This is a genomic window from Paractinoplanes rhizophilus (assembly GCF_042664765.1).
Classification (GTDB): domain Bacteria; phylum Actinomycetota; class Actinomycetes; order Mycobacteriales; family Micromonosporaceae; genus Actinoplanes; species Actinoplanes rhizophilus.
On sequence record NZ_JBHTBJ010000003.1, the window covers coordinates 43253 to 61629 of the forward strand.

Consider the following 18377-nt stretch of genomic DNA (forward strand, 5'->3'; position numbering starts at 1 on the left):
CCCGGCGCCCGCGGCGCGGCCTCCGAGACCCCGGCCAGCAGCCACCGCGCGTTCCTGGCGGGAGCGGCCGCCGTAGTTCTCGCCCCGCCGCGTCACCAGCGCGGTCCGCTCGTCCACGAGCTCAACGGTATTCGCCCGCCCCCGCCGCGTCGCACGCCTCGTGGATCATCGATCGGTTGCGGGGTGGCATCATGACGGACTGGCTTGAACCGGATTCATTCGGGCAGGATCAAGGCGTGGCCGCCAGCCGTCTCCCCTTCCCGATCACGCTGACGGGCGACGGCGTAGTCCTGCGCGAGTGGCGTTCCGACGATCTCGGCGACCTGATCGAGCTCCTCGACGATCCCGACATCGCCCGCTGGACGCCCATGCCCTCGCCGTTCGACACGGAGGCCGGCGTCGCGTACCTCAAACGCGCACGTCAGGGTCGGATGAGCGGTCAGCGCCTCCAGCTCGCGATCACCGAGCGCGGTGGCCGGCCCCTCGGCGAGGTGCTGCTCTTCGGCATCGACGCCGGCCTCAAAGAGGCCGAACTGGGCTATCTGGTGGGCGCGCGCCATCGTCGCCGCGGGCTGGCGTCGGGGTCCCTGTCCCTTCTTTCCGCGTACGCCGGAAGCACGCTCAAACTGAGCCGCCTGCTGCTGCGGATCGACCCGGCCAACACGGCCAGCGCCGCGGTCGCCCGCCGCTGCGGCTACACGCTGACCGGCGAGGCGCCCATCCTCCAGGTCGGCCCGCACGGCCCGAGCAGCCTCGACACCTGGGAGATGATGACGGGCCATCCCGGCAGCCGCCTCGATCGCCTGAAAAATGTCGCAGCCCGGCGGTACGGTCGTCGCACTTGAAAGAAAGCCGCCCCGTCGCCGGGGCGGCCTCCGGACCAACCGGGAGGTGTCATGGTCACTGTCGACCGTGCACAGGTGATGGCCTACCGCGTGACCGCCCTCGGCCTGGCCGAGCGCACCGATCAGCGCCCCGCCGACCTGCCCGTGCTCGATCTGGGCGTGCAGGAGTATTCCCCGGGTTCGCAGCGGGTCGCCCTGGCCGCCCGCACGTCGGCCGACCTCGACGACGAGCGCCTGATCACCGTCTGGGCCGCCCGCGGCGCCCCGCACCTGCACCGTCGCGCCGACCTGTCCACGTTGGTCAAACAGTTGTGGCCGGTCAGCGATGCCGACGCCACCGCACGCATCAAGAGCGGCCAGATCCGCGAGGGCATGCTGCTCGGCATCGCCGCCTTCACCGCGACCGCGGCCGCCTTCCGCGAGGTGGTGCACGACTCGATGCCCCGCGGCGAGGTCAGCACCCAGGTCAGCAAGCGGGTGCCGCGCGAGCTCACCTATTACTGCCGCAGCTGCGGCGCCCAGCACATCGCCGGCAACGTCTGGCAGCACTCCGGCCTGCCCGGCGGCATCGAGGTCGAGTCCCGCGGCCGCGACGCCACCCTGGCCCCGATCCCCGACGCCCCGCCCCAGCCCACCGAAAACGAGGGCATCGCCGACCTCATCACCACCTACCTTCGCTTCCTTGGCCCCGCCACCCCCGCCGAGCTGGGCAAATACCTCGGCAGCACCACGGCCGAGATGAAACGGGTCTGGCCTGCCGCCGGCCTGGCCGAGGTCAAGGTCGACGGCCGCCGGGCGTGGCTCCCCGAGTCCTCGGTCGACGCCCTCGCCACCGCCGAGCCGTCCGAGGGCGTGCGCCTGCTCCCCGGCATGGATCCGTTGCTCCAGGCGAGAGACCGCGACCTGCTGGTCCCCGACCGCCCACAACAGAAAGAGGTGTGGCGCGTCCTCGGCAACCCCGGCGTCCTCCTGCTCGACGGCGAGATCCTGGGCACCTGGCGAGCCAAGATGGCCGGCCGCAAACGCGTCGACCTCTCCGTCACCTCGTTCGTCCCGCTCCCCGCCACCCGCCGCAAACAGATCGAGGCCGAGGCCGCCGAGGTCGCCCGAGCCCGGGCCGTCCCCGAGGCCACGATCACCTTCGACTGACCGCCGCGGCCGCCATCGCCGCCTGACCCGACGTCATACAGCCCGCAGGCGGCCGAGTCCGTGCCGCGCGGTCCGTGTCACCCGGTGCGTGCCGGGCGGTCCGTGCCACCCGGTCCGTGCCGGGCGGTGCGTGCCACCCGGTGCGTGCCACTCTGCTCGCAGCCGCCGCGCAATTGGCGTGCCGCCTTGCTTCCTGCGCGCCGTCGGCGCGGCGCGCTGGCGCTCGGCCCAGTTTGGCCCTGCCCTCTCGCACCCGGCCCGCTCCATCGTTCGGCCCCGGAGGTGCGTCCGCCGTCGTCCGATGCCATCTCCGGGCCTGCCGGTTGAAGGCTCGCTGGTCACGGGCGTATTTCGGCGCGCGACGGGATCTGGCATCTCCGGAGGTATCACGAAGGCAACGCGCGAGTAACAATGAGATAGATCGAGATGGTTCGCGCTCGATCCAGGCAGGCTCGGCGCCGACCGGAGGTGACGACATGCTGAGCAGGGAAGACAGCCGTCGGCTGGCGGAGCTGGAGCGGCAGTTGAGGCGTGCGGACCCGGAGTTCTGTGTCCGCATGAGCGGCGGACGGGTCGCCCGGCCCGCGCCCCGAAGGGGCGCGACCCTATCGCTGATCCTCACCGCGATCGTCATCTGGACGGCCGCCGTCATCCTGGCGGTGCTCGGCTGGTGGATCGCCGCCGTGATCGCCGCCCTGTGTGCCACGACGGTGGCGTCCACAGTGACCTACCGCTTGGTGCGCCGCCGCTCCGATTCCGCTTGACCACGCCAGACGCGGGCCCGCCGTCTCGTCCGGGCCGCACGGGCTCGATCGTCGCCGGCGAATTCCCCGCACGTCGTCCAAGCCCGCGTCACCCCTGATCGCGTGGGGGCTTATGCCCGCCCGGCACGCCCGCGGTGAGCCGCCGACGCCAGCTTGGACAGCACGTCCACCGTCGCGTCCCAGCCCATGCAGGCATCCGTGACCGACTGCCCGTAGGTGAGCGAACCGCCGAGGTCCTGACGCCCGGGCACGAGGAAGCTCTCCAGCATCACCCCGCTGATGCCGCGCTGCCCGTCGGCGACCTGCCCGGCCACGTCGTCGGCGACCAGCGGCTGGCGCAGGTGGTCCTTGTTGCTGTTGCCGTGCGAGCAATCGATCACCAAGCGCTCGGGCAACGACGCCTTGCGCAGCATCTGCAGCGCGCTCTCGACGTCGGCGGCGCTGTAGTTCGGCCGGCCCCCGCCGCCGCGCAGCACCAGGTGCGTGTCCGGGTTTCCGGTGGTGTGCAGGATCGCCGGGGTACCCGAGTAGTCGATGCCCGGGAAGACGTGCGGCACCGCGGCGGCCTGGATCGCGTCGACCGCCGTGCTGATGCTGCCGTCGGGCCGGTTCTTCATGCCTATCGGCATGGAAAGGCCGGAGGCCAGCTGCCGATGGACCTGCGATTCGACCGTACGGGCGCCGATCGCGCCCCAGGCCACGGTGTCCGCAATGTACTGCGGCGTGATGGGATCGAGGAACTCCACCGCCGTCGGCAGTCCCTTGCTCACGATCTCGAGGAGCAGCTTGCGGGCGATCCGCAGCCCGGACCCGACGTCGCCGGTGCCGTCCAGCCGCGGGTCGTTGATCAGGCCCTTCCAGCCGACCGTCGAGCGCGGCTTCTCGAAGTACACCCGCATCACGATCAGCAGGTCGTCGGCGAGCCGGTCGGCCTGCTCGCGCAGCAGCCCGGCGTACTCGCCGGCGGCGACCGGGTCGTGCACCGAGCACGGGCCGACCACCACGAGCAGCCGTGGATCTCGGGCGTTGAGCACGTCCTCGACCTGGCGGCGGCCGTCGAGCACGTTGTCGTGCAGGCCGGCGGTCAGTGGCAGCTCGTGGTGCAGCAGCGCGGGGCTCATCAGCGGCACGACGGCGGCGATGCGCTGGTCGCGGACGCGCTGGACCTCGGGGATGGTCATCGTGTACATCTCCACTTCGGGCCGGCGCCCGGGGCGAGAGCCGGCAAACAAAAAGGCAGCGACGTCGTCGCTGCCCCGGGCCGGCTCTGGCTGGTGTCTCAGGTCATGCGGTGACAACCGAGGCACCGGCGAAAGCCGGCCTCGTAAACCGCAGATAGCTCCTGAACACGTCGGCAAGCATAGCGTGTCACCGGGCGCGTGATGCCAGTTGCGGACCAGCTGTTGGGACGACGGCCGGCGGCACGTGGGGGAGCGCCCCGGTGAAGGCCGGCAGACGGAGCGTGTCGCAATCCTCGAAAGCGTACAAAACGCCCATAATGATTGCATGTGGATCACGCGTCGGGTATTGGCGATCTTGGCCGTGATCGCCGTGTCCGCCCTGGCCGGGCCCGCACCGGCCGTGGCCGGCCTGGCCCTCGCTCAGGCCGGGCCCGCGCCGGCGCGGGCCGACGGCTGCGAGGGGTTCTGCCGGGTCAGCCTCGAGGGCCGGGTCGTCCAGCTGGTCGCCGACGGCGACAACACCTGCGCCCTCACCGAGGACGGCGACGTCTACTGCTGGGGCGCGGGCTACCCGGACCCGGGCGCGCCGGGCCGCAGTCCGCTCCTGCTCATCACGATCGGCGCGCTGCTGGTCGCGGGCGGCGTCACCCTGGTGATGCTCACCCGGCCGACACCGACAGCGCCGCGTCCCGGAACGCCGAAGCCCCCTGCTTGAGCCGCTCGGTATAAGACGGCCTGGCCCATCCGGCCCAGGTGACCTGCCCGATGGTCTGATCGGTGCCGGACGCCGACGCCGAGACGGTCACCCCCGGGCTGGTCGGGAAGGTCAGCTTGCCCTCCCGGGGCACCCCGACCTCGTGCGACGACGGGTCCGCGAAGCCGAGCATCGCCCACGGCACCCGTACGGTGAACCGGTCCTTGCGCAGGCGCCACAGGACCCCCTCGGGCAGCAACCCCGCGTTCTGCAGCTCGATCGGCTTGCGGCCGACCAGCAACTCGTACGCCCGCCAGCCGCTCGGCGCCCGCCCGCGCCGCGCCTCGGGCACGTCCTGGTCCAGCGGCAGCGGGTCGAGCTGCTGCCGCACGTACGCCTGCCCGGTCCCGCCCACCAGGTTCAGCGCGAACACCGCGTCCGGCCGCCGATCGGTGCTGCCCGCCATCGGCGCGCCGGTCAGGCTCGGCAGCACGTCGAACCCCAGCTGCAGGGTGCCCGGCGGCGAGTTGCCCAGCCGGACGTCCAGGTGCAGGTACGCCTCGTCGGTGTGCGCCCGCACGCTGCGGGCCGGCCAGCCGCCCTCGGCGTCGATCAGGGATTGCGGCTCGGTCGCGCCGGCCGGGTCGGTGGCGAGCAGGCCGAAGTGCTGCTCGTTGGTGAGCGGGTCGTGCCACAGCTGCCGGCGGCTCGCGTCCTGGTGGGTGATCGTGTTCCAGGCGAGCCGATACCACTCGTCGGCCCACTCGAAGAGGAACCCGCCGGCCAGCCCCTGCGCCTTGATCACCCGGAGCAGGTCGGCGTCGATCCGCATCGCGTCGGCCTCGCTGTGCCCGCCCTGATCGCGCCCGAGCGGGCCGGCGTGCGCCGAGCCGATCGACGACGGCACGCCGAACTCGGTGATCATCGTGGGCATCTTGGCGTGGTGCTTGTGCAGGGCGGCGAGGTACGACGCGTACGGATCTCCGTTCTTCTGCAGTCCCGGCTCCCGCCGCAGGAAGTCGGGGTAGTAGGGAAACGCGTGATAGCTGGCGAACGTGCCGGCCGGCCAGTTCGCGGTCGGCATCACGTGGTTGGCGTCGAGCTGGTACATGTCCTCCTGCGCGAGCGGCTCCTCCGGGTGCCGCAGCGGGTCGGTGGCCGGCCAGTTCACGAACGCGATCGGCTCGCTCAGCCCCTTCGCCGCCTGAAAGCCGGCGAGCTCGTTCATCCGCGCCGCCAGCCACTTCTCGGTCGGGGCGGCGCCCTCGACGCTGCGGAAGAACCGGCCGGACACCGGCTTGGCGTCCTGGTTGCGCGAGTCGGAGGCTTTTGCCGCGTACGGGTCGAGCTCGGCGCCGATGATCCAGCCGGCGAGCCAGGGTGTGACGTCGGCGTCCCAAGCCCCGTCGGTGGTGGTGAGCTTGCCCGCGACCGCGTTCGACGCGTCCCGTAGCTCGTCGGTGAACGCGTCGGTGACCTGCTTGTCGTAGAGGTTGCGCCGGGTGATGTACGCGTCGGTGGGCAGCGCGACGCCCTGCATCAGATACAGCGGCCGGTCCGGGTTCTCCCCGTTGTACTGGGCCAGCTGCTGGTAGAAGGCGGGCCGGTGGATGGTGTACGTCCGCACCACCCGGATGCCGAGCATGCTCATCGCCGCGAACCAGGCGCGGTACTGCGCCGCCGAGATCGACGAGCCGCCCGGTAGGTGCCCCGGCGTGGTGTCGCCGAGATCGACTCCCGGCAGAAAGGTCTGGTCGCCGCCCACGGTGTGCAGCACGAACCGTTGCCCGTCCGCGCCGGCCACCATCCGCAGGCCGTCGGCGTCGATCGGGGCCGGCGCCCACGACCGGCCCGAGGGCGCGGACGGGATGTCGTTCATCCCCGCGATCAGCAGGGCCGGCGAGCGGGTCGCCGGCAGCGAGCTGCCGCCCGCCGTCATCAGGCACAGCACCAGGGCGAAGACCCCGAGCGCGCCGGCCCGGGCACGCCCGAATCGTGGACGGGCCGGAACGGACACCACATGACTCGGAAAGTCCCCCACGCAGGCATTCTCCGACGCCGAAGTTGCCGAATGCGGTGATTTGTCGGGAAGCTTGGATCATCGGAACACTCGCCGTTGGCCCGTTGTTGTGCCAGCGTTGTTCGAAGGCTTGTTCGCGACCGTGTGGGGAGCGTGTTCGTGGATCTTCTCGAGGAGTACCGCAGAGCCACCTTCTTCTTCGAGTCCGGCGACCCGCTCGGCGCGTCCCGCCTGCTCGAGCCGATCGTCGAGGCCGAGCCGCACAACACCGCGGTCCGCCAGCTGCTGGCCCGGGCGTACTTCAACTCGGCCCAGTTAGCGGGTGCCGAGGCGCAGCTCAGAGCGCTGATCGAGCATGATCCGTCGGATCACTACGCGCACCACGTGCTCGGCCGGACCCTGGAACGGGCCGGCCGCTTTCGTGAGGCGCTGCCGCACCTGCGGCTCGCGGCGGCGATGAAGCAGCACGCCGACTACTCCGAGGCCGTCCACCGCGTCGAGGAATGGCTCGGCAAATCCGAGCAGCCGTAGACTGGGCCGGCCAAACGACGGGACGTTCGACGTGAAACTCAAGCTCGACCTGCACGACATCTTCAACAAGGGCCACGAGATCGACCGGGCCCTGCGCGGGATCATCGACGAGGCCATCGAGAAAAGGGCCTCGTCGGTCGAGATCATCCCGGGCAAGGGCAGCGGCGCGCTGAAGAAGAAGGTGCTCCGCTTCCTCGACCAGCGCGAGATCAAGCAGCTCTACCACCGCGTCGAGAAGGACGGCGACAACTGGGGTCGCCTGTTCGTGCACTTCCGGCACGACGCCCCCACCGGCCGTCGAGGTCGCGGCCGCTGAAGGTCGCGGCCGCGTCCCGCCGTGTCATGGGCGGATCACCCGATACCAGATGCCGGTGGCCAGCGGGGACTCCGACTGGCTCAACCGTTCCAGCCGGACCGTCGAGCCGCCGGGGTAGGCGAACAGGCGGGTGCCGTCGCCGAGCAGCACCGGGGCGACGAAGACCAGGATCTCGTCGATCAGGCCCTCGGCCAGGGCCTGACGGGCGACGTCGGCGCCCAGGATGTTGACGTACTTGTCGCCGGCGGCCGCGCTCGCGGCGGCCACCCCGCTGGCCACGTCGGTGACGAAGGTCGTGCCGGTCGGCGGCGGTACGGTCGGGCGGTGGGTGAGCACGAACTGCGGCCCCTGCCACGCGCCCTCGAGCGCGCCCTCCTTCTCGGTGCCTCGGTTGGGGTCGTCACCCTCGAATGTGCGCCGGCCCACCAGCAGCGCGCCGATCCGGTCGACCAGGCGCTCGGCCGTCTCGTTCGGGCCCAGGTAATCGGCCAGCCAGGACATGTCGCCGCTCGGGCCGGCGATGAAGCCGTCGAGCGACATGGTCGCGGAGTACAGCACCTTTGCCATGGTTTACAGCGTGTAGGTCTTGGCGACCGCCAGCAACTCGCTGGTGTGCGAGCCGACGATGCCGACGCCGGTGGGCCGGGCGCGGAAGCCGGGCAGCGCGGTCAGGCCGTCGCTGCCATCCATGGCCCGGAACCGCACCGGGCCGCTCGCCCGTACCGTCAGCGTGATCTCGACGCCCTCGGCCGGCGGCGCGTGGAAGACGATGCCGAAGCCCCACGGGCCGCCGTCTTGTTTCACCGCCAGCTTTTCGGCGGGCAGCGCGCGCCCGCCGACGGTGGCCGCGGTGACCGTGGCGCCGGACTCGACGTGCAGCGTGGTGAGCCGGACCTGCCGCTGCGGTTGCAGCCGCAACTTGAGCACCCGGCTGTCACCCGAGCGGGTGTCCGACTCGAGAGTGAGCTTCGGGGCCGCGAGGGCGGCGACCTGTGCCTGGCCGCTGCGCATCTTCTCGGGGCCGAAAGCCGGCAGCGTCGCGTCGACCGGGTGCGGATCGCCCGAGACGTACTGCGACGTCCAGTTCTGCACGCGCGGCTCGTCGCTGAGCCACTGGGCCGTGTTGTTGTCGGTGTCCAGCGCGTACATCAGCTGGGTGAGCGCCGGGTGGTCGGCGTCGAAGCGGTCGGCGGCGAGGCCCACCACCGTGGCGAGAACCGTGGCGAGCAGCGCCGCGAGGGTGGGGACGGCCCCGCGGCGGCGGTCGCGCAGCGCGTCGAGCCCGCGCTGGCCGCCCGCGACCGGATGAATCATCTCGATCACCGGGAGCAGGGCGAGGCCGAGCAGCACGGCCAGGAACGCGCCGGCGCCGGCCATCGGCATGCCGAGCGCCGGGAACAGCATGATCACCGTGGGCAGCAGGATGATCACCGCGACCGCGCCGCCCGCCGCGATCGCGACGACCGACCACCAGCCGCGCACCAGCAGCGCCACGATGCCGGCGACCGCGCCGGCCAGCGCGGGCAGGGTGCCCAGGTAGGAGCCGCCCGGCATGGTGGCGGCCAGGACCAGGCCGAGCACGGCCAGCCAGCCGAGCCCGGCGACGGCGAGCGCGACCGGGCCGGCCCGCCGCCAGCGATGGAACCAGGCGTACCAGGCGAACAGCACCGTGGCGGTCAGCGCCAGCACGGCCAGGCGGTACCAGCCCGGGCGGTACGGGTCGATGGGCAGCTCGGCGTACTCGGGGCGGATCAGCTTGAGCAGCGCCCAGAACAGCTGGGCCAGCACCGGCGCCACGACGATCGGGAGCAGCGTGCCGATCGACGCGCCGGCGAGCTTGCGGCCGGTGGTGCTGGCCCGGCGCACGGCCAGCCAGCCGAACACGAGCACCGCGAGCAGCGCCAGCCCGGCGAGCGGCCAGACCAGCTCGCCCGGATAGCGCACCAGCAGGCCGGGCGCGGGGAAGTAGGTCGCGTCGTCGGCGGAGCGCAGCGCGGCCAGGTCACGGCCGCCGAGATCGCGGGTCACGGCCAGCGCGTTGTCGCCGTGGTGCTGGAGGCTGTCGAGATCCATCGCCGAGGGCAGGTCGGTGGGGGCGTGATACACCGCCGCGCCGTCGATGTACGCCGCGTTCAGCCCGGTGAAGCCGGCCTCGCGGAACGCGGTGAAGTCGGTGTCGTTGGGGAGCAGCCGGTAGATCTCGACCGCGAACGAGGTGCCGACCGGCTTGGGGGCGTGCGCGTACACCCCGACCAGCGCCCGGTTGTCGGCCGCGGTCTCGAACATGATCGCCGGCCCGCTGCTGCCGCGGGCCTCGAGGTTGAGCGCGATGCCCCCGTCCCGGGCGAGCGGGTGCTGGTCGACGAACGCCTTCGCGCCGCAGAGGCAGGCCTCCTCGCCGTCGGTGAGCACCAGGACCACGTCGTTGCGCAGACGGGGCCCGGCGGTCAGCGCGCGGGCGATCTCAAGGATCGCCGCGGTGCCGGCCGCGTCGTCGTTGCCGCCCGGGCCGACCTGCACCGAGTCGGTGTGTGCGACCAGGAAGATGCGGCCGGTGGAATCGCTGCCGGGCAGGAGGGCGACCACGTTGCGTACGTGTGCCAGCCCGGCCCCGCCCGCGCTCGACGACAGCTCGCCGCCCTCGATCGACACGGTGTCCTGGATCTCGGGCGACAGCCCGAGCCCGCGCAGCTCGCGCACCACGTGATCGCGCACCCGGTCCTGCGCGGCGCTGCCGACCGGGTGCGGCTCGGTGGCGATCGCCTTGACCTGCTCGAACGCGCGCTGCGCGCCGAACCCGGAAGCCCCCGCGTCGCGGGCGGCCGGCGGGCGCACCGACCAGATCGCCGCAAACCCGACCAGGGCCAGGACGACCAGCGTGGCCAGGGCCGCGGCCACCCGGCTCGGCCCGCGCACGAGGGCTGTGTCACTCATGGGTGCCATCTAAGCGGAGGGGTGTGACACCGGGTAGTCCGAAGATCGTTTTGGGCGTGGCATAGCGTTGTCGCGTGAGCACGCCGTTCGACCCCGCCGCCGTGATCGCGAAGTTCGTCGACAATGTTGCCCCTTTTGACCCGAATCCCGAGTCCGGCCCGGTCGCCGTCGTGGGCGTGCGCACCGCCCTCGGCGAGGGCGTCTTCGCGGTCGGCGACCACGTGATCCGCGCCATGTGCCGGGCGCTGGAGCAGTATCACGACCCGGAAGACCGGGGCACCTGCGCGGAGTGCGGCAGCCGCCGCCTGGACGAGAACCTGCACTGTCCCGACTGCGGGCGCCTGCACGGCATCCTCGGCCAGGTCATCGCCGAGCACGCGCGCCGGGTGGCCGCCGCGGACGAGCCGGCCGAGGGTCGCGCGTGATGATCGCCGAGTTGTGCGCCGGACAGGAGTGGTACACGATCGTCCCGTCCGGTCGGCTGAAGCGAGTGGGGTAAAGGCATGACTGAGCCGTCGGTCGCGCCCCGCGCCCGCACGAGCGCCGCGGTTGTCCAGGAGCGGCTGCGTGTCCTGCTGGTCGAGGACGACGAGGGCGACGCCTTCCTCGTCCGCGAGTTGCTGAGCGAGGCCGAGGCGCCGTTCGACCTGGTGGTGGCGACCACGCTGGGCGAGGCCAAGACCAAGATGGCCGGCGTCCACTGCATCCTGCTCGACCTGGGCCTGCCCGACGCCGAGGGCATCGACGGGCTCCGCAAGCTGCTCGCGGTAGCCGGCAGCGCCGCGGTCTGCGTGCTCACCGGCCGTTCCGACGAGCACCTGGGCGTGGCCGCGGTCGCCGAGGGCGCCCAGGACTACCTGGTCAAGGGGCAGGTCGACGGGGTGCTGCTGACCCGCTCGCTGCGGTACGCGGTCGAGCGCAAGCGCGCCGACGAGAACGCGCAGCGGCTGCGCGAGGTCGAGCTGCGCCAGGCCGAGTCGGCCCGCCTCGAGCGCGGCCTGCTGCCCCAGCCGCTGATGTCGACCGAGGCGGTGCAGGTGCACACGGTCTACCGCTCGGGCCGGGCCATGGGCCTGCTCGGCGGCGACTTCTTCGACGTCGTCCAGATCGGCGACGACCGGCTGCACGTGATCGTCGGCGACGTCTGCGGCCACGGCGTGGACGAGGCCGCGCTCGGCGTCGAGCTGCGGGTCGCCTGGCGGGCGCTGGTGCTGGCCGGCGTGTCCGACGACCAGGTGCTCGGCTCGCTCGAGCAGGTGCTGATGAGCGAGCGCCGGGCCCGCGAGGTGTTCGCCACGGTGGCCACCGCGGTGCTCGACCTCCCCGGCAACCGCGCGACCGTGCGGCTGGCCGGCCACCCGCCGCCGGTGCTGCTCTCGGGCGGGCGGGCCGAGCCGGTCGACGCGCGGCCCGGGATCGTGCTCGGCGTGCGGCCCAAGCCGGCGCCGCCGACCGAGCTGGAGCTGGCCGGCGACGACTGGTCGCTGCTGATGTACACCGACGGGCTGATCGAGGGCCACACCGGCGTGGGCGCCGAGCGGCTCGACGTCGACGGGCTGTGCGCGCTGCTCGACGAGCCGGCCGCCCGGGGCGTGCCGCTGCCCGCGCTGCCGGCCTGGCTGGTGGGGCAGGCCGAGCAGGCCAACGGCGGCCCGCTCGCCGACGACGTTGCCATGCTGCTGATCTCCCGCGGAAGTGGACGATGAACCTGCGAGGCTGGACTCTTCGCAACCGGATCGTCGCGCTGTGCATCATCACCGGCGTGATTCTGAGCGGGCTGGCCGTTCTCGCGGTGCTGACCGCGGCGCGCAACAACCGGCATCTCGACGACGTGCTCAACCGGGCCAGCCCGATGCGGGCCGCCGGCGAGGGGCTCAGCACGGCGTACGTCGACCAGGAGACCGGGATCCGCGGTTACGCGATCACCGGCCAGCAGGGCTCGCTCGGCCCGTACAACCAGGGCCTGGCCGACGAGAAGGCGATGGTCAGCCGGATCGAGGCGCTGCTGCACCCCGGCGACACCGCCATCCGCGACTCGCTCCGGCGGGTGCAGCAGCGGGCGCTGGTCTGGCAGACCCAGGTGGCCCAGCCGGTGATCGAGGCCGTCGACACCAAGGGCACCACGGCCGGCCAGCAGCTGATCATCGCCGGCTCGACCACCGAGTTCGACTCGCTGCGCCAGGCCATCGGTGCGATGCAGAACGACATCCAGGCGCTGCGCACCAGATCGGCGACCGCGGCGCGGGACTCGAGCCAGACCATGGTGGCGATCCAGATCGCCGCCGCCGCGATCATCGTGATTGCCGGCGCGGCCCTGCTCCTGCTGCTCGACCGGCTGGTCAGCCGCCCGGTGGTCGAGCTGGCCGAGCAGGTGCGCGCGGTGGCGGCCGGCGACTACGACCGGCACATCGAGAGCGGCGGCTCGCCCGAGCTGGCCAGCCTGGCCGCCGACGTCGACGGCATGCGCCGCAAGATCGCGGCCGAGCTGGCCGAGGTACGCGAGGCCCGCAGTCAGATCGAGTGGGTGAACGAGCAGCTCAAGGCCCAGGCCGAGGAGCTGACCCGGTCCAACCGCGACCTCGAGCAGTTCGCCTACGTCGCCTCGCACGACCTGCAGGAGCCGCTGCGCAAGGTGGCGAGCTTCTGCCAGCTGCTGCAGCGCCGCTACGCCGGTCAGCTCGACGAGCGCGCCGACCAGTACATCGCCTTCGCAGTCGACGGCGCCCAGCGGATGCAGCGGCTGATCAACGACCTGCTCGCGTTCTCCCGGATCGGGCGCCTCACCGCCGGCTTCACCGACGTCGACCTCGGGCGGGTGCTCACCGACGTCAGCTCCCAGCTCGACGCCCGGGCCGGGGAGGACGCCGAGATCAGCTGGACCGGCCTGCCCACGGTCGAGGGCGAGGAGCCGCTGCTCACCACGCTGTTCGTCAACCTGATCGGCAATTCGCTGAAGTTCCGCCGCCCCGGCGTGCCGCCGGTGGTCCGGGTGAGCGCGCGGCGCGAGGGCGACGAGTGGTTGATCAACGTGCGGGACAACGGCATCGGCATCGAGGCCGAGTTCGCCGACAAGGTCTTCGTGATCTTCCAGCGGCTGCATGCCCGCGACGCGTACGAGGGCACCGGCATCGGACTCGCTATCGTGAAGAAGATCGTCGAATACCATGGCGGTCGGATCTGGCTCGACCTCGACGTCGAGGAAGGGACCTCGATCAACTTCACCCTGCCGGTGCTGCCGGGCACGCCTTCGCCCGCCGGCGTGATCGAGGCCGGGTCCGCCGAGCCGTCCGAAGGACCGGGCGCCGGCGACGGCACGGCGGAACCGGGCGGGACAGCGAAGACGGAGGTCAGTGCGTGACTGATGCGACAAGGGCCGATGGCACACCGATCGAGGTGCTGCTGGTCGAGGACGATCCCGGCGACGTGCTGATGACCCAGGAGGCCTTCGAGGAGCACAAGGTCCGCAACCGGCTCAACGTCGTCTCCGACGGCGCCGAGGCGCTGGCCTACCTGCGCCGCGAGGGCCAGTACGCGGACGCCGTACGCCCGGATCTGATCTTGTTGGATCTGAATCTCCCGAAGCGGGACGGCCGCGAGGTGCTCGAGGAGGTCAAGAAGGACCCCGACCTGGGCCGCATCCCGGTCGTGGTGCTTACCACCTCGGCCGCCGACGAGGACATCCTGCGCAGCTATCAGCTGCACGCGAACGCCTACGTGACCAAGCCGGTCGACTTCGAGCGGTTCATCGCGGTGATCCGGCAGATCGACGAGTTCTTCGTCAGCGTCGTGAAGTTGCCGCCGCGTGCTTGATCAGGTCGCGGATCTCGTCCGGGAGGTCGCGGCGACCATCGTGCTGCCGCGCTTCCGGCACCTGTCCTCGGGCGAGATCAAGGAGAAGTCGCCGGGGGACGTCGTCACGATCGCCGACCAGGAGGCCGAGCGGGCGCTGACCCGCGGGCTCACCGCGCTGCTGCCCGGCTCGACCGTGGTCGGCGAGGAGGCGGTCGCGGCCGATCCGCGGGTGCTCGATCGGGTCGGCGACGAGGGCGCGGTGTGGATCGTGGATCCGGTCGACGGCACCAACAACTTCGCCGCCGGAAAGACGCCGTTCGCCGTGATGGTCGCGCTGGTGCGCAGCGGGGAGCCGGCCGCGTCGTGGATCCTCGACGTGCCGGGGGACCACCTGACGGTGGCGGAGGCGGGCGCGGGGACCTATCGCGACGGCGTACGCGTCAAGACCCGCACCGATGATCCGGGTGCGACCCAACTGCGCGGCGTCGTCGCGCGCCACTATCTGCCGCAGCACCTGCGGGAGGTCGCCAACGCCAACGCCGGCAAGCTCGGCGAGGTCACCAACGGGCATCACTGCGCCGGGTACGAGTACCCCGCCGTCGCCACCGACGAGCAGCAGTTCGCGATGTTCTGGCGGATCCTGCCGTGGGACCACGCGCCCGGCGCGCTGATCATCCGCGAGGCGGGCGGCACCGTGCTGCACCTCGACGGCTCGCCCTACCGCCCGACCGACAGCGAGCGCGGCCTGCTCGTCGCCGCCAACGACGACGTGTGGCACACGGTCCGCGACACGCTGTTCCCGGATCCCTCGATTCTTTAGGGGCGCGCGTGTCGTACCTCGATGACGTCTTCGGCCTGGCCGGCCGCACTGCGGTGGTGACCGGGGGAAGCTCGGGCATCGGCCGCGCGATGGCGATCGCGCTGGGCCGCGCGGGCGCTCGGATCCTGCTGGTGTCCCGGCGCGAGGCGCCGATCGCCGAGGTGGTCGCCGAGCTGGGGAAACACGGCGCGCAGGGGCACGCGATCGCCGCTGATCTCGCCGACCGTGCGGCCGTCGCGCGGGCCATCGAAAAGATCCTTGACACGTACGGCGAACCCGACGTGCTCGTGAACTCGGCCGGGATCAACCGCCGCCCGCCGATGGACGAGCTCACCGAGGACGACTGGGACGTGACGCTCGCGGCCAACCTCACCGCGCCCTTCCTGCTCGGGCAGGCGTTCGGCCCGCGGATGGCGGCACGCGGCTGGGGCCGGATCATCAACGTGGTCTCCCAGCAGGCCTTCCGGGCATATGGGAACAGTGGGGCATACGGCGCGGCGAAGGCGGGGCTGGTCGGGCTCACCCGGTCGCAGGCCGAGGCGTGGTCGTCGCGCGGCGTCTGCTGCAACGCGATCGCCCCGGGCGTCGTGCACACCCCGCTGACCGAGGCCACGTTCGCCGATCCCACGAAAGTGGCCGCGCACGCCGCGCGCACGATGATCGGCAGAAATGGCGTACCGGATGATTTCGGTGCTTGTGCGGTCTTTCTGGCCAGCGACGCTGCCGTGGCGGTGACCGGCCAGACACTCTTCGTCGACGGCGGGTACTCGGCGACTTGATCGATCTGCCGATCCCTTGAGCGGCGCGGTAAAGTCTCCGCGCTGACTCTTGGGAGGTATCCGTGGCGGCGGTTTTCCTGCGGCGGCTCAGCGCCGGCTTGGCGCTGCTCATGGCCGTGTCCGTGCTCTGGGTGACGCCCGCGATGGCCGACCCCGACGAGGGCGGCTCCAAGACGCTGCGCGACGCGCTCGAGTCCGCGGCCAAGGGCCAGGCCGACGCGATCCAGAAGCTCAAGGCGTCCAAGAAGCGCCAGGCCCAGTTGCAGGCCACCGTCAAACAATCCGAAGCCGACGCCAAGGCCCTCGCGAGCTCGGTCGGCGAGATCGCCAACCGCTCCTACCGGCTCGGCCGCACCAGCACGGCGACGCTGCTGCTCAACTCGACCTCGCCCGACTCGTTCCTCGAGCGCATCCGGCAGATCGACATGCTCGCCCAGTTGGATGGTCAGATCCTGGCGCAGTACCAGCAGGATCTGGCGCGGGCCAAGGCCGCCAAGATCGCCGTCGACCGCGAGATCGTCGAGCAGCAGAAGCAGGTCGCGGCGCTCACCAAGAAGAAGAAGGAGGCCGAGCTCGCCCTCGGCAGCGTCGGCGGCGGAGGCGCGGCCGGCGGCTTCATCAACGTGAACTCCCCGCTCGCCAAGCCCGCGCCGCGCAACTCGGACGGCTCGTGGCCCAAGGAGTCATGCACAGTCGACGACCCGACCACGTCCGGGTGCATCACGCCGCGACTCCTGCACGCCTATCAAGAGGCGCGGGCGGCCGGTTTCAAGCACTACACGTCCTGCTTCAGCGAGCGCTCCTCCGGTGAGCACCCCAAGGGCCGGGCCTGTGACTTCTCGGCCAACAAGTCGGGCTTCCAGAACGTGGCGGCGAGCGGCAGCGACAAGACGTACGGCAACAACCTGGCGGCGTTCTTCGTCAAGAACGCCGATCGCCTCGGGGTGATGTACGTAATCTGGTATCGCCAGATCTGGATGCCCGGCAACGGGTGGAAGGCGTACAGCGCCAGTGGAGGACCGTCGGTGGTGCACACGAACCACGTCCATCTGTCGATGCTGTGACCCCACGCGCCCTGCCCTCGGGCCTCGCCACGGCGCTGGTCTTCTCCGCGAGCGGCGCGGTCCTGGTTCTGGAGATCGTGGCGCTGCGCCTGGTCGGGCCGTACGTCGGCGTGACCCTGCAGGTGAGCAGCTCGGTCATCGGGATCTCGCTGGCCGCCATCGCGTACGGCACCTGGCTGGGCGGCCGCCTCGCCGACCGGTTCGACCCGCGCCTGCTGCTGGCGCCGGCGCTGCTGCTGGGGGCGATCGGCACGGCGGTGACCCTGCCGCTGGTCCGCTACGGCGGTTCGCTGCTGCGCGGCGGCGCCGCTCCGGCCGTACTCCTGCTCGCCGCCATGGCCGTGTTCCCGCCGGCGTTTCTCCTTTCCACGATCACCCCGATGGTGGTGAAGCTCCAGCTCAGCGACCTGGACCGCACCGGGTCGGTGGTGGGGCGGCTGTCCAGCATCGGCACGCTCGGGGCGATCACGGCGACGCTGGCGACCGGCTTCGTCTTCGTGGCCGCGATGCCCACCAGCTGGATCGTGCTCACGCTCGCGGGGCTGCTGGCGGCGGGCGGGATAGCGCTGCACCTCTGGCTGCGGCGGCCGGCGCTGCCCGGGCCGCCTCGCTCCCGGGCGGCCCTGGTGGCGCTGGGCATGGTCGGCGCCGGGCTCGGCGCGGTCGGCCCCAACCCGTGCGACGTCGAGACGGCCTACCACTGTGCGCGGGTCGCATCGGATCCGGCCGTGCCGGGTGGCCGGACGCTCATCCTGAATTCCGCCCGGCATTCGTATGTCAACCTGCACGACCCGCGGTTCCTGGAGTTCGCCTACGTGCAATGGATCGCGGCGGTGGCCGACTCCCTCCCGGCCGGCGCGATCGACGCGCTGCACCTGGGCGGGGGAGGGTTCACGCTGCCCGGCTACCTGCGGTCCACCCGGCCCGGGAGCCGGCAGCAGGTCGTGGAGCTCGACGGCGGTTTGGTCGAGCTGGACAAGCGCTCGCTGGGCCTGGTGACCGGGCCCGACCTGCGGGTGCGGGTGGGCGATGCCCGGGTGGGCCTCGCGGCGCAGCCCGCCGCGTCCTACGACCTCGTGGTGGGCGACGCGTTCGGATACCTCGTGGTGCCGTGGCACCTGGCCACGAAGGAGATGATCGCGGACATCTCGCGCGTCCTGCGCCCCGGCGGCGTCTACGCCCAGAACGTGATCGACTACCCGCCGGACCGCTTCATCCGGGCCGAGCTGGCCACGGTGGCGGCGGTGTTTCCGCACGTGGCGCTGATCGCCCCGCCCCGCGCCCTGGCCGGCGAGGTGGGCGCCAACTTCGTCATCGTCGCCTCGCACGCGCCCCTTCCGTTGGACGCGATCCGCTCGCGTCTGGCCGGCCTGCCCGAGCCGGTGACCCTGCAGCCCGACGCGTCCTTCGCCGCGGGCGCCCGCGTCCTCACTGACGACTTTGCCCCGGTGGATCAGCTTTTGTCCCGTTGATTCTTCCGGGTTTCCC

Annotated in this window: 18 protein-coding genes; 14 read left to right on the top strand and 4 right to left on the bottom strand. The window is 71.8% G+C overall.

Annotated elements, in window-relative coordinates; all coding sequences use genetic code 11:
- The first annotated feature begins 176 nt into the window (after positions 1-176).
- From ACFQS1_RS05985 to ACFQS1_RS05995, 3 genes are all read left to right on the top strand, one after another.
- The gene (locus ACFQS1_RS05985) at positions 177-845 is read left to right on the top strand and encodes a GNAT family N-acetyltransferase (RefSeq protein WP_378965088.1); all 669 of its coding nucleotides are present in this window, start codon (positions 177-179) and stop codon (positions 843-845) included.
- Between the two features lie 51 nt (positions 846-896).
- Complete coding sequence (locus ACFQS1_RS05990) at positions 897-1994, top strand: DNA glycosylase AlkZ-like family protein (RefSeq protein ID WP_378965090.1); 1098 nt, start codon at positions 897-899, stop codon at positions 1992-1994.
- Between the two features lie 476 nt (positions 1995-2470).
- A complete protein-coding gene (locus tag ACFQS1_RS05995; RefSeq protein ID WP_378965091.1) occupies positions 2471-2758 on the top strand; it encodes a DUF3040 domain-containing protein in 288 nt (95 codons plus the stop codon).
- Between the two features lie 110 nt (positions 2759-2868).
- Here the strand turns inward: ACFQS1_RS05995 and ACFQS1_RS06000 are convergent, their stop codons facing one another.
- Entirely contained in the window at positions 2869-3948 is a 1080-nt protein-coding gene (locus ACFQS1_RS06000; protein WP_378965092.1) for a 3-deoxy-7-phosphoheptulonate synthase, read from the bottom strand.
- A 316-nt stretch (positions 3949-4264) separates the two neighbouring features.
- On the opposite strand from ACFQS1_RS06000, the gene ACFQS1_RS06005 reads away from it, so the two are divergent.
- Positions 4265-4654: an RCC1-like domain-containing protein gene (locus ACFQS1_RS06005; protein ID WP_378965093.1), complete on the top strand. Its 390-nt coding sequence runs from the start codon at positions 4265-4267 to the stop codon at positions 4652-4654.
- Here the strand turns inward: ACFQS1_RS06005 and ACFQS1_RS06010 are convergent.
- Complete coding sequence (locus ACFQS1_RS06010; RefSeq protein WP_378965094.1) at positions 4599-6674, bottom strand: hypothetical protein; 2076 nt, start codon at positions 6672-6674, stop codon at positions 4599-4601. The genes ACFQS1_RS06005 and ACFQS1_RS06010 overlap by 56 nt on opposite strands.
- A gap of 138 nt (positions 6675-6812) precedes the next feature.
- Here ACFQS1_RS06010 and ACFQS1_RS06015 point away from each other — a divergent pair, with 138 nt between their 5' ends.
- Positions 6813-7184, top strand: coding sequence for a tetratricopeptide repeat protein (locus tag ACFQS1_RS06015; protein ID WP_378965095.1), 372 nt, complete (start codon positions 6813-6815; stop codon positions 7182-7184).
- Between the two features lie 31 nt (positions 7185-7215).
- Complete coding sequence (locus ACFQS1_RS06020; protein WP_378965096.1) at positions 7216-7500, top strand: Smr/MutS family protein; 285 nt, start codon at positions 7216-7218, stop codon at positions 7498-7500.
- A 24-nt stretch (positions 7501-7524) separates the two neighbouring features.
- On the opposite strand, the gene ACFQS1_RS06025 is transcribed toward ACFQS1_RS06020, so the two are convergent.
- Together ACFQS1_RS06025 and ACFQS1_RS06030 are read right to left on the bottom strand one after the other, a co-directional pair.
- Positions 7525-8067 carry a dihydrofolate reductase family protein gene (locus ACFQS1_RS06025; protein WP_378965097.1) on the bottom strand — a complete coding sequence of 181 codons (543 nt, stop codon included), beginning with the start codon at positions 8065-8067 and terminating at the stop codon, positions 7525-7527.
- A 3-nt stretch (positions 8068-8070) separates the two neighbouring features.
- A complete protein-coding gene (locus ACFQS1_RS06030; RefSeq protein WP_378965098.1) occupies positions 8071-10434 on the bottom strand; it encodes a M28 family peptidase in 2364 nt (787 codons plus the stop codon).
- A 74-nt stretch (positions 10435-10508) separates the two neighbouring features.
- On the opposite strand from ACFQS1_RS06030, the gene ACFQS1_RS06035 reads away from it, so the two are divergent.
- The 8 genes from ACFQS1_RS06035 (at position 10509) to ACFQS1_RS06070 (ending at position 18361) form a co-directional block, all read left to right on the top strand.
- Positions 10509-10859 (top strand): hypothetical protein, encoded by a 351-nt coding sequence (locus tag ACFQS1_RS06035; protein ID WP_378965099.1) that lies wholly within the window; start codon positions 10509-10511, stop codon positions 10857-10859.
- A gap of 78 nt (positions 10860-10937) precedes the next feature.
- Positions 10938-12140: a PP2C family protein-serine/threonine phosphatase gene (locus tag ACFQS1_RS06040; protein ID WP_378965100.1), complete on the top strand. Its 1203-nt coding sequence runs from the start codon at positions 10938-10940 to the stop codon at positions 12138-12140.
- Positions 12137-13792, top strand: coding sequence for a sensor histidine kinase (locus ACFQS1_RS06045; protein WP_378965101.1), 1656 nt, complete (start codon positions 12137-12139; stop codon positions 13790-13792). Before ACFQS1_RS06040 ends, ACFQS1_RS06045 begins: the two co-directional genes overlap by 4 nt.
- A gap of 71 nt (positions 13793-13863) precedes the next feature.
- Positions 13864-14244, top strand: coding sequence for a response regulator (locus ACFQS1_RS06050; protein WP_378965415.1), 381 nt, complete (start codon positions 13864-13866; stop codon positions 14242-14244).
- Positions 14237-15046, top strand: a complete 810-nt coding sequence (locus ACFQS1_RS06055; protein ID WP_378965103.1) for an inositol monophosphatase family protein — start codon at positions 14237-14239, stop codon at positions 15044-15046. The genes ACFQS1_RS06050 and ACFQS1_RS06055 overlap by 8 nt, the downstream gene beginning before the upstream one ends.
- Positions 15047-15054: 8 nt before the next feature.
- Positions 15055-15825, top strand: coding sequence for an SDR family NAD(P)-dependent oxidoreductase (locus ACFQS1_RS06060; protein WP_378965104.1), 771 nt, complete (start codon positions 15055-15057; stop codon positions 15823-15825).
- A gap of 110 nt (positions 15826-15935) precedes the next feature.
- Positions 15936-16889, top strand: a complete 954-nt coding sequence (locus ACFQS1_RS06065) for a coiled-coil domain-containing protein (protein ID WP_465263196.1) — start codon at positions 15936-15938, stop codon at positions 16887-16889.
- A complete protein-coding gene (locus ACFQS1_RS06070; RefSeq protein ID WP_378965107.1) occupies positions 16886-18361 on the top strand; it encodes a fused MFS/spermidine synthase in 1476 nt (491 codons plus the stop codon). Before ACFQS1_RS06065 ends, ACFQS1_RS06070 begins: the two co-directional genes overlap by 4 nt.
- The last annotated feature ends 16 nt before the right edge of the window (positions 18362-18377 follow it).